The following is a 14652-nucleotide window of genomic DNA, read 5'->3' on the forward strand; positions in this document are numbered from 1 at the left end:
AAAAAATGGCAAAAAATAATTTAATTGGCGGATCTATTTGGGATGAGTATTCTCAAAAAGTACAAGATAGAATGAATAACCCTCAACATATGGGCGAATTTACACAAGAAGATGCACAAAAAGCAAATGCAAAACTTATTATTGCAGATTTTGGAGCTGAAAGCTGTGGTGATGCAGTTAGACTTTATTGGCTAGTGGATGAAAAAACAGATAAAATCATTGATGCTAAATTTAAAAGCTTTGGCTGTGGAACAGCAATAGCAAGTAGTGATACTATGGTTGATCTTTGCATAGGTAAAACCGTGGATGAAGCTGTTAAAATTACAAATTTAGATGTTGAATTTGCTATGAGAGATAATCCGCAAACTCCTGCGGTTCCACCTCAAAAAATGCATTGTTCGGTTATGGCTTATGATGTTATCAAACAAGCGGCAGCGCATTATAAAGGTGTTAATCCTGAAGATTTTGAAGATCAAATTATAGTTTGTGAGTGTGCTAGGGTAAGCCTTGGAACTATCAAAGAGGTAATTAAACTAAATGATTTACATACAGTAGAAGAAATCACACAATTTACAAAAGCAGGAGCTTTTTGTAAATCTTGTGTTAAACCTGGAGGACATGAGAAAAAAGATTATTACCTTGTAGATATTTTAGCTGAAACTAGAGCTGAAATGGAAAGAGAGAGATTAAAAGATCAAAGTAAAGCAGATATTGCTTTTGATGATATGACCATGGTTAAACAATTAAAAGCAGTAGAGGCTGTTTTAGATAGCGATGTGCGTCCGATGCTACACGGAGATGGTGGGGATTTGGAAGTAATTGATATACAAAAAAGTGAAAGTAAAAATATAGATGTATATATACGCTATCTTGGGGCTTGCAGTGGTTGCTCAAGCGGAAGTGGCGCAACTTTATATGCCATAGAAAATATCTTACAAGAAGAACTTAGTCCAAATATACGCGTTATACCTGTTTAAGCAGTTTTTCTGCTTAAACTTTTAAATTTCAAGCCTTTTTATGTTAAAATAACGCATTAATTAAAAATTTAAAAAGGCTATTTATATGCAAAGACTTCAAACCTTTGTTAAAAGCGAAACTTTTCCGGGTGTTTTGCTAATATTTTTCACTTTACTTGCATTAATTTTACAAAACAGCTCTTTAACAGATCAATACACCAACTTTTTAAATATTCCTTTTGGGTTTCAAGCAGGAAGTTTAGAAATTTTCAAACCTTTGCTTTTATGGATTAATGATGGACTTATTGCGATTTTTTTCTTTGCAATAGGGCTTGAATTAAAATATGAAGTAACAAGAGGACAACTAAATAGTATAAAAGCTATGTCTTTACCTGTATTTGCTGCACTTGGTGGTATGATAGTACCTGCATTGATTTTTGCATTTTTTAATTATAAAGATGCTTTTGCTTTGCAAGGTTGGGCTATACCAACAGCAACTGATGTGGCTTTTGCAGTAGGAATTTTAATGCTTTTAGGTAAAAAAGTACCTACTTCATTAAAATTATTCTTGCTTTCCTTGGCTATTTTTGATGATTTGGGTGCGATTATTGTGATTGCTTTATTTTACACAAGCGAGCTTTCAGTATTTGCTATGATCGCTGCTTTGGTATGTATATTAGCACTTTATTTATTAAATCATTTTCATGTTACTAAAAAATCCTTTTATATCATTATAGCTATAGTATTTTGGATAAGCATGCTAAAAAGTGGAGTGCATGCAACTTTAGCGGGTGTGATTACTGCTTTGTTTATACCACTTGAAACAAAAAATGGAAAATCTTTTTTAAAAGAAATCGAACATGATTTAGCACCTTGGGTAAGTTATTTTATTTTACCTATTTTTGCCTTTGCAAATGCAGGTGTTGATTTAAAAGATATGGATCCAAGCTTTATGTTTTCTTCGGTTAGCTTAGGTATTATTTTAGGTTTATTTTTAGGAAAACAAATAGGTGTCTTTTTATTTTCATATATTAGTATAAAACTAGGCTTAGCAAAACTTCCACAAAATGTTAATTTCAAACAACTCTATGGAGTTTGCATACTCACAGGTATAGGTTTTACCATGAGCTTTTTTATAGATGGCTTAGCTTATCAAAATAGTGATATTTTTGCATATTCAGATAAGCTTGCTATTTTAATAGCCTCTTTGTTAAGCGCTGTGATTGGCTATGTTTATTTAAAACTCATTTATAGTTTCAAAAAATGAAATTTAAAAACCTCCAAAGCTTTTTATCTCTTGAAATTTTAGGAGGATTGTTGCTTTTAATAGCAACAATCTTTGCTTTATTACTCAAAAATAGCCCTTATGGACAACACTATATGAATTTTTTAAGTGTAGAAATGGGTATAAAAATAGGAGCTTGGGAGCTTTTTAAACCTTCTTTGTTATGGATTAATGATGGACTGATTGCAATTTTTTTCTTTGCAATAGGACTTGAATTAAAAAAAGAATTTGTTCAAGGAGAATTTAAAACTCTTAGCAATATTACTCTACCCTTAATAGCTGCTATAGGTGGTATAGTAGTACCTGCTTTGATATTTTGTGCTATTAATTTTAATGATACTTATGTTTTAAAAGGTTGGGCTATACCAACAGCAACTGACACTGCATTTGCTCTAGTTATACTTGCAATGCTAAAACAACGCATACCAAGCTCTTTAAAAATATTTTTAGTTTCTTTGGCGATTTTTGATGATGTAGGAGCTATTTTAATCATTGCTATTTTTTATACAGGTGAGCTTTCAACTTTGGCTTTTTTTGTTGCCTTTTGCTGCATTGTTGGCTTGTTTTTACTTAATCGCTTAGGTAATGAAAGAAAATCATTTTATTATATACTTGGTGCTCTGCTTTGGCTTAGCGTATTAAAAAGTGGAGTACATGCGACTTTAGCAGGTATTATTACTGCTTTATTCATTCCTGTATATACAAAAAACAATCATGCTTTATTAGAAGAAATTGAGCATGGTTTAAAATTTTGGATAGCTTTTATAATACTACCACTTTTTGCTTTTGCAAACGCAGGAGTTGATCTTTCTAAAATAGAATTTCATATGCTTTTTAGTGGTGTAAGCATGGGTATATTTTTGGGACTTTTTGTTGGAAAACAACTAGGTGTATTTGGCTTTGCCTATATGGCGATTAAATTCAAACTTGCAAAACTACCAAAAGATGCAAATTTTAAACAACTCTATGGAGTTTGCATACTCACAGGTATAGGTTTTACCATGAGCTTTTTTATAGATGCTCTTGCTTATGAAGTGAGTGATATATTTAATTTTGTAGATAACTTTGCAATCTTACTAGCCTCATTAACTTCTGGTGTATTTGGCTATTTTTACCTGCGTTTTATTAAATAATTAAGCTTTTTTTAAATTAAATAAGATATAATTTCATTTCTTATTTAATGTTTTGGCCCATTCGTCTAGCGGTTAGGACATCGCCCTTTCACGGCGGTAACACGAGTTCGAGTCTCGTATGGGTCACCACTCTTTTAACTCCTAAATAAAAATAGCATAAACAATAGTTTCAATATTTAAGCTTAATATAAATTTAATATATCAAATATATATTCTAAAATAAAATATAAATAAATATTGCTTACTAGCAGAGCTCGCAGGGATTTTATAAAAACATTATAAATAGCAAAACTTGCATTTTAAAATCTAAAAAATAAAATTAGCTTTCTTTATTTTCTCCATCTTTAAAAGAAAATATAGGCAAACTTAAACCATAATATATCGCTAAAAGTCTTGCTATAGTTCCTACAATCAATGAAGCAAGAATTACCCATAATTCATCTATGCCTAAAATATGTAATATATAATACAAAGCTCCTGTTAATATGGCCACACCTGCATAAATTTCTTTTTGAAATACAAGTGGTATCCTAGCACATAATATATCTCTTAATATCCCGCCAAATACACCTGTAATCACAGCTGAACTCACAGCCACTATAAAACCATACCCCATTTCTATTGCAATTTGTGCCCCTAAAACACTAAAAACAACCAAACCTATAGCATCTAAAATTAAAAAAAGTTTTTCAAGTCTTATAACATATTTAGCAATTTTTGTTGTAATCATAGCCGCAACACAAATCAAAATGACATATTCAGGAGTTTTAATCCAAGTTAATGGATGATGATCAAGTAAAATATCTCTAATAGAACCTCCACCAATAGCTGTTACCAAAGCTATAAATATCACTCCAAAAAGATCCATTTTGTGCCGTCCTGCAGCAATAGCCCCCGTCATTGCATCAACAGTAATTCCGATAATATAAAGTATAGTTAAAAGCATAATGAGTTAAAACCCTTGTTAAACAAGGGTTAATTTTTACTCACGATATTAATGATATTTTGAGCTACTTTTTTAGCAATAGGCTCAACAAATTCAGCAGGAGAAGTAAATCCTACGCAAGAGCAGTTAATCTCACCTAAAACATATTTATCTTTACCATTTTCATCTGTATCTAAGATAAAATCGGCAGTCCAAATTAAAGGAATATCGTAATTTCCAAGCTTTGAACGAATTTCTGGTAAGGTTGCTAAAAACCAATCTATCAATTCTTGCCAATCTTTTGGCTCATCATATCTATATTTTGCACCTGAAAAGAGTGTAGCAGAGAATGCATCAGCACCTTCTGCAGGCTTTTTATGCACTACATAAATTGGAGTATGATAAAGCATTAAAATTCTAATTTCACCTTCTTTAATACGCGGTAAAAAAGTCATATCTACAAGCATACCATTATCACCCACAATGTATTGCTCACAAAAATCCATAAATTCACCAAGCTCTCTTTCTTCTGTATGATTGTCTTTTGCTTCTGTGCATTTGATTTTTGCATTTAATGGCACACTTGTAGTCCCTGCTGGCAGTTCATCTATTAATCTCACACGCCAAATTCCCTCACCTGTTGAACCACGATTTTGCTTCAAAACCCTCTCGCCTTTTGCTAAGGTTTTTACAAAACTTTCTTTAAAAGTTTTAATATCATAATACGCATAAGTATCTTCAGGCACTAAAGCTGTTTTATTAAGCTTAGTAAGTGCATCTTTAGCGCCATATCCTATCATCGCATCAGGATGAGGCATACCTATAACACCATTTGCACAAAGTTTTCTTAACATATCAAAGTATTCATTTTCTTCTTTTAAATTTCCTGGGTTAATTCTAGAAACATAAGCATCAGCATTGTTTTTTACATATTCATAAATTTCGTCTTTTTTTTCAACTTCAAAAAAGATAACCTCAGCGTTCCAACCTTGCTCTTTTAAAGCATTTACCATAGGCATGGTGTCTTTTCTATGGCCATCTTCACCTTTATCGCTACCACCTCTAACTTCAAAAAATACGATATTTTTTTTCATATTGCTCCCTTTTTAAAGATATTTTATCATCATATCAAAATAAGTATTAAATTTTTATTTATTTTTTCCATAAATACATTGTAAATTTTGCAAATTTGAACTTGCATTTAAAAGTAAAGCATCGGCCATGCATATAGCTATCATAGCATTTACTACAACACTGCCTCTTATACCCACACAAGGATCGTGTCTACCTTGTAACTCGTGTATAATATTTTCTCCTTGAATATTTTGTGTTTGTTGGGGTAAAAATATAGAAGGAGTTGGTTTAAAATATGTTTTTATATCGATAAAATTTCCATTAGAAATTCCACCCAATATACCTCCGCTATGATTGCTTAAAAACACCCCATCTTTTAGCTCATCATTATTTTGACTTCCATACATATAGCTACTTTGAATACCGCTTCCTATTTCTATAGCTTTAACCGCATTGACTCCCATAATTGCATGAGCAAGTTTAGAATCAAGCTTATCATACAAAGGCTCACCTAAGCCTATGATAGGGTTTTTCACTCTAGTAAAAACTCTAGCGCCTATGCTGTTTTTAGCTTTTTTAGCTTTTAAAATTTCATCTTTAAAACTTTGCTCTAAATTTTTATCTAAAGCATAAATTTCACTATTTTTAGCATAATTAAAATCGAACTCATCATTACTAAGTTTGCTATCAATACTTCCTACCCCAAAAACTCCACTCATTATTTCTATATCAAACTCTTTTAAAAGCATACAAGCTAACGCCCCTGCTGCCACTCTTGCTACACTTTCTCTAGCGCTAGCTCTTCCACCACCTCTATAATCTCTAATGCCGTATTTGTGATAATAAGTAAAATCAGCATGTGCAGGACGAAACACATCTTTTTCATAATCTTTTGAGCGTGTATTTTCATTATACACCAATACACTTATAGGAGTTCCTGTTGTATAACCCTCAAAAACCCCACTTAAAACTTGAGCTTTATCTTCTTCTTTTCTAGGAGTGCTAAATTTATTTTGACCTGGTTTTCTTTTATCTAACATTTCTTGCAAAAAATCAAAGTCAAACTTCACCCCTGCTGGCATACCATCTATCACACAACCTATAACTTGACCATGAGATTCGCCAAAACTTGTAAATTTAAATCTTTTTCCAAAGCTATTCATAGTTTTCCTAATTTTTCAAGTGCTATTTTGGCACATTGTTGTTGGGCTTCTTTTTTACTACCTGCTATAGATCTTGCTACTTCTATACCTTGAATTTTTACTGCAATTTCAAATTGCTTTTTATGATCAGGTCCAAAAGCTTTCATCACTACATACTCGGGTGTGCCTGCCATATTTGCTTGTGTAATTTCTTGAAGTCTTGTTTTATAGTCTTTAAATAAACTTTGTGTATCAATATGCGGATAAACTTCATTGAGTAAATTTAATGCTATGTTTTTAGTTTTTTCAAAACCTATTTCTAAATACAAAGCTCCCATTAAAGCTTCAAAGGCATCAGAAAGTATAGAAGGTTTATTGCGTCCATCATTATTTTCTTCTGCAATAGACATAAAAATACATGCTCCAAGATCAAGTTTTTGTGCTAAGGTTGCAAAAGATTTTTCATTTACCAAAGCTGCTCTAAGCTTAGAAAGGTTTCCTTCTGAATCTTTTTGAAATTTAAAAAACAAAAACTCCCCTACTACTAAATCCATCACAGCATCACCCAAAAACTCTAATCTTTCGTTATTATAAGGCTTTTTATAGCTTTTATGTGTCAAAGCTTCGATGAGCAATTGCTCATTTTTAAAATGATAACTTAATCTTTCTTGGAGTTTTTTAAGCATTTATCAACCTTTCTTCTTGGAGTTTCAAGGCTGCATTTCTTGCTAGTTCATCACAACGCTCATTTAATTCATGGCCATTATGTGCTTTGATCCAAAAAGCAGTTATTTTATGATCTTTAGCAACATTTAAATACTCTTTCCAAAGATCAATATTTTTTTTACCTTTAAAATCTTTTTTTATCCAATCTTTAAGCCATTCATTAATACTTTGCACCATTAAATTTGAATCTGTGTATAATTTTACCTCGCATGGCTCTTTTAAAGCTTTCAAAGCTTGTATAATAGCCATTAACTCCATACGATTATTTGTTGTATTCTCACATGCCCCGCTTTGTTCTTTTTGATGATTTTTATAAGTTAAAACATAAGCCCACCCTCCAAAACCAGGGTTATTTAAACACGAGCCGTCTGTATAAATTTCAATATTTTTCAAGCTTTTACCTCATAATAAATCTCACATTTTCCAAATTCATAACAAAATGGACAATGATAAAAAAACAAAGGACTTTGATTTTTGCAATTATTACACACATAAGTAAAGCTAAGATTAGCACTTAGCTTATTATCATTTAAAATTTTTAAAATTTTTAGTTTATGATTTTTTATAGGAATAGATTTTGTACTTAAATTTTTTGCATAAAAAAACTCATGGTATTTTTCATCTTCAAGATTAAGCGGGCTTTTACATTCATTAAGTAAATCAATAACATTTTCAAATTTAGGCATTTGAGTAAGTTTATCTTTATAGTGTAAAAAACAAAATCTTAAAACATACTCATTATCTTTGCTAAAAATTAAAATTTCTTTAATCTTTTGCTTTTGCTCTTTAGAACTTGATTGAATTTTTAAAGCCTTTATCAAAGCTTTTTCTGCATATATATTTTCTCCAAGCTCAAACAAACATTCTAAAACATCTAAAACCTTATCATAATCTTTAAGTTTTAAATACACAATTTTTAAAAGTTTTAAGCTTTCTTTATTGCGTGCTTTGATTTTTAAAGCATTTAACAAAGCTTCTACGCTACGCTCTAAAAATCCTGCTTTTAGATAAACTTGTGCTAATGAAAAAAAGATAAATTCTTTTTGATTAGCCTCATTTGTCTTTTGCAAAGCTATGAGATAAATTCCCACAGCTTTTTCAAATTCACCACTTTTGGTAAAAATTTGAGCTAGGAAATTTAAATTTTCTATACTTAAATTGGCATTTTTTAAAATCTGCTGATGGGTAGAATTGATTTCAAATTTTTTTACAAAACGATCAAGCTTGCTTTTTTGATCTTTGCTTGCAAAAAACCGCCATATATAATGTGAGCTAGCAACGATAAAAATCAAAGCCGTCAAAACAATAAGACCGAATAAAGGATCGCGGTATTCTACAAAGAAAAAATCCATAATCTTGCAACTTAACTTTCAAATTTATAACAATTATAGCTAAATGCTTATATAATTTTCTTTAAGGTTTAAATATGATAGAACAAGCAAGTATAGAACAACTTTTACAAAAAACAGATATTGTTGATATTATAGCTCATTATGTTGAAGTAAAAAAACAAGGTTCAGGCTATGTATGCGTTTGTCCTTTCCATGATGATAAAAATCCTAGCATGCATATTAATTCTATTAAAGGATTTTATCATTGTTTTGCATGTAAAGCTGGGGGCAATGTTTTTAAATTTGTAATGGATTATGAGAAATTAAATTTTGTTGAAGCGGTAGAAAAGGTTGCTTCGTGGAATAATTTTTCACTTACTTACACCTCACAAAAACAAGACAATAAAAAATCTATCACTCACATCTTACCTACTCTTAATGCTTTTTATAAGCAAAACTTAGCTAAAAACAAAGAAGCTTTAACTTATCTTTATAAAAGAGGTTTAAATGATGAGGATATTAGAACCTTTGAGCTAGGCTTTGCACCAAGTTCTAATGAAACACTAAGACTTTTACAAAATGAGCAAATCACTCAAGAAGAAGCCTTAGAGGTTGGCGCAATAAAACAAAATGAAAATGGTGCTTATGCAAGTTTTATCAACCGCATTACTTTTAGTATTTATGATCATAAAAATTTACTCATAGGCTTTGGTGGTAGAACTTTAGATGAAGCAAATATGGCAAAATATGTTAATTCACCTCAAAGCAAACTTTTTGATAAATCACGCGTTTTTTATGCACTCAATTTAGCAAAAGATGCCATTTACAAACAAAAAGAAATGATAATTTGTGAAGGCTATATGGACGCCATAGCCTTTCATAAGGCAGGATTTAAAAATGCTGTAGCAGTTTTAGGAACAGCTTTAGGTGAAAATCACATACCTTTGATAAAAAGATTAGAGGCAAGAGTGATTTTATGCTTTGATAATGATAATGCAGGACTTAATGCTGCCGTGCGTTCAGCACATTTACTAAGTTTAGCAAAAATTGATGGAAAAGTAGTTTTAATAGAAGGCGGGAAAGATCCGGCTGAACTAGTGGCTACTCATCAAGAAAAATTGCTTTTTAATATTTTAGAAAAAGGTATAGAACTTGGAGAATTTTATATAAGAAATTTGATCACAAATTTTGATTTAAGCTCAGCACTTAGTAAGCAAAAGGCTTTAGAAGAGGTGCAAAAATATACTTTTAACCTTGAACCTTTAATAGCAAATTCCTACACTACCTTAGTAGCAAATCTTTTGGGTGTAAATATTAATGATATAAAACTTTCTAAAAATACTAGAAAAAATATAAATTTTTTTACTCCTACAAAACAAAATAAAATCAACAACATAAGCGAGTTGGAACTTTTGAAATTTTTATATGAAAATCAAAAAGCCATAGGACTTTTTAAACTTTTAAGCACAAAAGAATATTTCTTACATCAAGATATTGCTAAGGCTATTTTAGAACAAAAAGACTTTAATGATCCTAGCATAAGAGAACTTTATGAGATCGAAAATATTAAAATTTTAAGTAATTTAGAAGAATTTTTATATGCTATTTGCAAAATTAATTTTGCTCATTTTAACAAATTAAAAAACTTAAATTTAAAACAAGCCTTTAAAAAGCAAATTTATAATTTGCTCAATCAAAATTTAGAAAAAATCAAAAAAAACTATCAAAATGATGAAAATTTTTTTAATCATTTAATGGAAGTTTTAAAAAATGTCCAATTTTTAGATGATGAGGAAAGTTTAGAATTATTTTTAAGTAGATTACAAAAAAATATAAAAGATAAAAAAGCAATTCATTATAACTTTGAAGAAGAAGTTTTTTAAATAAAAACTTACATAAAAATTAAAAAATATTCACTACAATATGCCAAAAATTTCGAAAGGAAAAAATGAAAGCATTAGCACTTTTTAGTGGTGGCCTTGATTCTATGCTTGCTATAAAACTTATAAGCTCTCAAGGCATAGAGGTAAAAGCTTTAAATATCAATATAGGCTTTGGTGGCACAAGCGATAAAAGCGAACTCATGGCAAAACGCGCTGCTATGGCAGGGGCTAGTTTTGAAATGATAGATGTAAGAAATGCATATTTGCAAGAAGTTTTATTTAACCCTCAATATGGATATGGAAAACATTTTAACCCTTGTATAGATTGTCATGCTTTTATGTTTAAAACCGCTCTTTCTATGTTAAAAGATGAAAACGCAAGTTTTATCATCACAGGAGAAGTAGTTGGTCAACGCCCTATGAGTCAAAGAAATGATGCTATGGCTAAGGTAAAAAAATTAGCACTTGATGAAGAAGATTTAATCTTGCGTCCAATGTGTGCTAAAAATTTACCTTTAACCAAACCTGAGCGTGAAGGTTGGGTTGATAGAGAAAAGTTAGAAAACATCAGCGGAAGAAGTAGAAAAAGACAACTTGAACTAGCTGCCAAATTTGGTTTTGAAGATTTTGAAAGTCCGGGTGGTGGATGTTTACTCACACTTGAGAGTTTTTCAAATAAAATCAAAGATTTTATTAAATTTGATAAAAATATGCAAGTTAATGATGCACAACTTTTAAAATATGGACGCCACTTAAGACTTCCAAATGGCTCTAAAATGATAGTAGGTAGAAATGAGCTAGAAAATCAATTTTTAAAAGAATTAAAAACTCAAAAATATGAAGAATTAAAACTCTTTGATTTAATCGGTGCTTATTCTTTGGTAGATGAAAATATCAATCCACAAGATCTTGAACTTGCTCTAAGCATAGCACTAACTTATGCTAAAACTCAAAATAATACAAAATACAAAATAGGTTTTAAAGATAAAATTTTCCAAAGTATGGCTTTTGAAGATAAAAATAAAATTCAAGAGTATTTTATAAATTAAACTACCCTTAAAAAGGGTAGTTTTTTTAGAATTTCTTTCTTCTAACTTCTGCTACAATATCAGCCGACATAGAATCAACTTCATTTGCTACAGAATTAGTTGCATGTGCAATTTGTGAGTTTTCTTTAGTTAAACCATCTATTACTGAAACAGATTGATTAATTTGTGAAATTCCTAAAGCTTGCTCTTTAATACTCTCACCCATTTCATTAATAGATTGAACTAAGATATTAGTATTAGCTTCAATCTCACCTAAAGACTTTTGAGTTCTTTCTGCTAAGTTTCTAACTTCATCAGCAACAACAGCAAAACCACGACCATGTTCTCCTGCACGAGCTGCTTCAATAGCTGCATTTAATGCAAGTAGGTTAATTTGATCAGCAATATCTCTAATAACATCAGTTACATCTTTAATATCGCTACTTTGTTTAATAACCTCTTCAGTTCTTGCTGCTACTGCGTTCATAGAAGCACTCATTTCTTCAACAGCAGCTGCGCTTTCTTGTAAAGAATCAGCTTGTTTTTGTGCGCCATCATTAAGCTTTAAAACACTCTCTTTTAAAGCATCAGCTTTAGTTTGAAGCATTTCCCCTTGTTTTAATGAAGCTTGAAGCATTTTTCTTATTTCTTCTCCGACTGCATTAAGCGATTTTTCTATCTCACCATCAGCATACTCAAGCTTATCTGAAAAATCAAGATTTTTAAAACTTTTAAAAACTCTTTCTATTTCATTTAAATCTTTACCAATTTTCATTTGCATATCATCAAGCATTTTATTTAATACTTCTTTTAATTCCACAAGTTTTGGATTAACAGGATTTGCTTTTATTCTTTGAGTAAAATGTCCTTTTTCTATATCACAAGATACTTCTAAGATATTTTGCACAGTTATGTCATCTTTTTCTAAACAAGTATGTATATATTGAACATTATCATTAATCATTAATGCCATTTTTCCAAGTTCATCATTATATCTAGGAATTAAAACCTCAACGGTTGGAAGCTCATGATTTAAGTATCTAAAAAATTTCATTAAATGATCTTGAAGTCTTTGCACTCTTATAGAAACTATTCTTTTTACCGAAGTACCAATCACAACTACTATAACAATTATTGCTATAATAGAATTAATCAAAATAATATTTCTTAAATCCACAATAGAAGCATATACAGATTCATTTGGGACAATAGCCAACATAGCCCAATAAATTCCTGTATTTGGCCATATTTCAAATACTCTTATAGCACCATGATATTCACTACCATCATCTGCTTTATAATCAATAGCTCCTGCATGGATAGTTTTTTGTGCTTCTATTATATGAGCTGTATTTTTATTAACCTCTGTAATCTTTTTTGTAACAAATTCAGCATTTGGATGTGTAGCTATAACACCATTACTTGCTATTAAAATCCTTCTTGCTCCTTGATAAATAGATCTTGAAGAATCATTTAAAAAATCAGCCGTAGGTTTAAGGTCAAAAAGCATACCAACAACACCTATAGCCTTTCCTTTTTTATCTGCAATAGGCGCAGCTACATGAACACCTAGAAATTTATTTCCATGTATGTTATACCATCTTGGTTCTCCAAAATATAACTTACCCCCCCCCATCAAATTTTTTATAGCATTCGTTTTAGCAATCTCTTCACTTGCTGCTAAAGTTTGCATACCGCCAGCATTGTTAATGTCTACATCTCTCATTAACACCATAAATTCATTATTATTTGAAAAATATTTTACATCAACACCCAAATTTTTATATGCAGTTCCGTCTTTTAAATAATAATAACCATAAGCTATATCTCCATTTGCGTCAATGGCTTCTCCGAGGATATTTTCTATCCTTTTTGGGTTTATAGCACCTTCTGAAATAAGATTGTTTAAAGTTCTTTGTGTACCAATAGTACTGACGAATAAAGACCTAATACTCGCTTCAGCTTGATTTCCATAACGATGCACAGAAGCTGTGAGTGTATTTTCTATTTGTGTATTTAAAATAGCTGTGGATCTGTTTATAATCAAAAAAGATAAAATACTTAAGATTAAAACAACCGTTATAATAGCTATTGCAACTATTTTAGCACCAAGACTCCAATTACGCATTTTTTCTCCTTTAGTTAATAAATTATAAATTTTTATAATTATAAAAACTTTTCATTAAATAAAAATTAAAATTTATTAAAATATTAAATATTTTATAAACAATAAAAATTATCAAGTTAAAGCTAAAGAATTGAGTAGTTTTTACAAAGAAAATTTGAAAGTTTTTATAAATTTAGTAGGAATTAAAAAATTTCGACTTAAAATATAATCAAGTAAAAAATGTTTTATAATATTAAACTTGAATTTAGTTCAGCAAGGATTAATTTTACTCGTTAAAATTGACTAATATTTATAAAATCACTATTGTTATAATAATGGCAAACAAATGCAAAAATACTCTCAAAGGATCTAGAATATGATAATATTTCCATTAAGCTCTTTTAATAAATATTTTGGAAAAAATCCATCAGAAACACTTAATAAAATAAAAAATGAAAGTATAAAAAATGCAAATCCTGAACTTACAAAAAAACAAAGAGAAAAACTAGGTAATGATTTAATAAAATTATATAAAAATTCTAAAAAATTTAGCGATAAAATAGGATTAATCGAGGGTTCAATAGAAGATAAGCTTAGAAAAAATGAATTATCAAAATCAGAAGTTGAAGATTTATTTAAATGGATGAATGAAAATGCCAAATCACCTAGTTGGCTGAGCGTAAATGGAATAGATTATGATGAAGCTTATGTTAAAATTTTTCACACAAGTAAAAGCATAGATGAGTTTAAAGAAAAATACCTTGAGCTTCAAAATACATACTTTGTTGATTTTAGTAAAAAGAACAATGAACCTCAGGAAACTTTAGAAAAAGACAAAGAAAAATCTTTCAAACCTATACAAGGTAAAAGCAAAAATAAAGAAACCTACAAAGATGATAATACAAAAAATGAACTTATAAAAAAACTTTTAAAAAATAAATTTAGCACAAGAGAAGAATTAGAAATTCTTTTTGGTATGAAATTTAATGATGATGTGGGAGAATTTAACCAATTTCTTTCTCAAAATATCACTCCAAAAATTATAGATATTAAAGTTTAAAA

Annotated in this window: 12 protein-coding genes, 1 tRNA gene and 2 pseudogenes; 7 read left to right on the plus strand and 8 right to left on the minus strand. The window is 30.0% G+C overall.

Annotated features, from left to right (window positions below; translation table 11 throughout):
* The first annotated feature begins 5 nt into the window (after positions 1 to 5).
* The 4 genes from L8U04_RS04285 (at position 6) to L8U04_RS04300 (ending at position 3503) form a co-directional block, all read left to right on the plus strand.
* Positions 6 to 977: an iron-sulfur cluster assembly scaffold protein gene (locus L8U04_RS04285; RefSeq protein WP_220566466.1), complete on the plus strand. Its 972-nt coding sequence runs from the start codon at positions 6 to 8 to the stop codon at positions 975 to 977.
* A gap of 85 nt (positions 978 to 1062) precedes the next feature.
* Entirely contained in the window at positions 1063 to 2223 is a 1161-nt protein-coding gene (gene nhaA, locus L8U04_RS04290; RefSeq protein WP_133319000.1) for a Na+/H+ antiporter NhaA, read from the plus strand.
* A complete protein-coding gene (gene nhaA, locus L8U04_RS04295) occupies positions 2220 to 3374 on the plus strand; it encodes a Na+/H+ antiporter NhaA (RefSeq protein ID WP_263659575.1) in 1155 nt (384 codons plus the stop codon). Before nhaA (L8U04_RS04290) ends, nhaA (L8U04_RS04295) begins: the two co-directional genes overlap by 4 nt.
* 54 nt (positions 3375 to 3428) lie before the next feature.
* Positions 3429 to 3503 (plus strand) — tRNA-Glu (locus L8U04_RS04300).
* A 190-nt stretch (positions 3504 to 3693) separates the two neighbouring features.
* On the opposite strand, the gene L8U04_RS04305 is transcribed toward L8U04_RS04300, so the two are convergent.
* From L8U04_RS04305 to L8U04_RS04330, 6 genes are read right to left on the minus strand one after another with little or no spacing between them, the layout of a single operon-like run.
* Positions 3694 to 4320: a trimeric intracellular cation channel family protein gene (locus L8U04_RS04305; RefSeq protein ID WP_133319002.1), complete on the minus strand. Its 627-nt coding sequence runs from the start codon at positions 4318 to 4320 to the stop codon at positions 3694 to 3696.
* 29 nt (positions 4321 to 4349) lie between these two features.
* Complete coding sequence (locus L8U04_RS04310; protein WP_133319003.1) at positions 4350 to 5393, minus strand: Cj0069 family protein; 1044 nt, start codon at positions 5391 to 5393, stop codon at positions 4350 to 4352.
* Positions 5394 to 5447: 54 nt separating this feature from the next.
* Positions 5448 to 6536 carry a chorismate synthase gene (gene aroC, locus L8U04_RS04315; RefSeq protein WP_263709513.1) on the minus strand — a complete coding sequence of 363 codons (1089 nt, stop codon included), beginning with the start codon at positions 6534 to 6536 and terminating at the stop codon, positions 5448 to 5450.
* Positions 6533 to 7201, minus strand: coding sequence for a ribonuclease III (gene rnc / locus L8U04_RS04320; protein WP_220566461.1), 669 nt, complete (start codon positions 7199 to 7201; stop codon positions 6533 to 6535). Before rnc ends, aroC begins: the two co-directional genes overlap by 4 nt.
* Positions 7194 to 7634, minus strand: coding sequence for a ribonuclease HI (gene rnhA / locus L8U04_RS04325; RefSeq protein WP_133319006.1), 441 nt, complete (start codon positions 7632 to 7634; stop codon positions 7194 to 7196). The genes rnc and rnhA overlap by 8 nt, the downstream gene beginning before the upstream one ends.
* Entirely contained in the window at positions 7631 to 8593 is a 963-nt protein-coding gene (locus tag L8U04_RS04330) for a hypothetical protein (protein WP_263709514.1), read from the minus strand. Before L8U04_RS04330 ends, rnhA begins: the two co-directional genes overlap by 4 nt.
* Positions 8594 to 8667: 74 nt before the next feature.
* Between L8U04_RS04330 and dnaG the strand changes: the two genes are divergently transcribed.
* Together dnaG and L8U04_RS04340 are read left to right on the plus strand one after the other, a co-directional pair.
* On the plus strand, positions 8668 to 10455 hold the full coding sequence (gene dnaG, locus L8U04_RS04335) for a DNA primase (protein WP_263709515.1): 1788 nt from the start codon (positions 8668 to 8670) through the stop codon (positions 10453 to 10455).
* Between the two features lie 65 nt (positions 10456 to 10520).
* The gene (locus L8U04_RS04340; RefSeq protein WP_214135261.1) at positions 10521 to 11504 is read left to right on the plus strand and encodes an MnmA/TRMU family protein; all 984 of its coding nucleotides are present in this window, start codon (positions 10521 to 10523) and stop codon (positions 11502 to 11504) included.
* A gap of 25 nt (positions 11505 to 11529) precedes the next feature.
* Here the strand turns inward: L8U04_RS04340 and L8U04_RS08350 are convergent.
* Together L8U04_RS08350 and L8U04_RS08355 are read right to left on the minus strand one after the other, a co-directional pair.
* Positions 11530 to 11910, minus strand: a pseudogene (locus L8U04_RS08350) (methyl-accepting chemotaxis protein); the annotation flags it as partial.
* A 1077-nt stretch (positions 11911 to 12987) separates the two neighbouring features.
* A pseudogene (locus tag L8U04_RS08355) lies at positions 12988 to 13611 on the minus strand (hypothetical protein); the annotation flags it as partial.
* A gap of 355 nt (positions 13612 to 13966) precedes the next feature.
* Between L8U04_RS08355 and L8U04_RS04350 the strand changes: the two are divergent.
* The gene (locus L8U04_RS04350) at positions 13967 to 14650 is read left to right on the plus strand and encodes a hypothetical protein (RefSeq protein ID WP_263709516.1); all 684 of its coding nucleotides are present in this window, start codon (positions 13967 to 13969) and stop codon (positions 14648 to 14650) included.
* The last annotated feature ends 2 nt before the right edge of the window (positions 14651 to 14652 follow it).

The organism is Campylobacter sp. IFREMER_LSEM_CL908, assembly GCF_025771545.1.
Lineage (GTDB): Bacteria > Campylobacterota > Campylobacteria > Campylobacterales > Campylobacteraceae > Campylobacter_D > Campylobacter_D lari_D.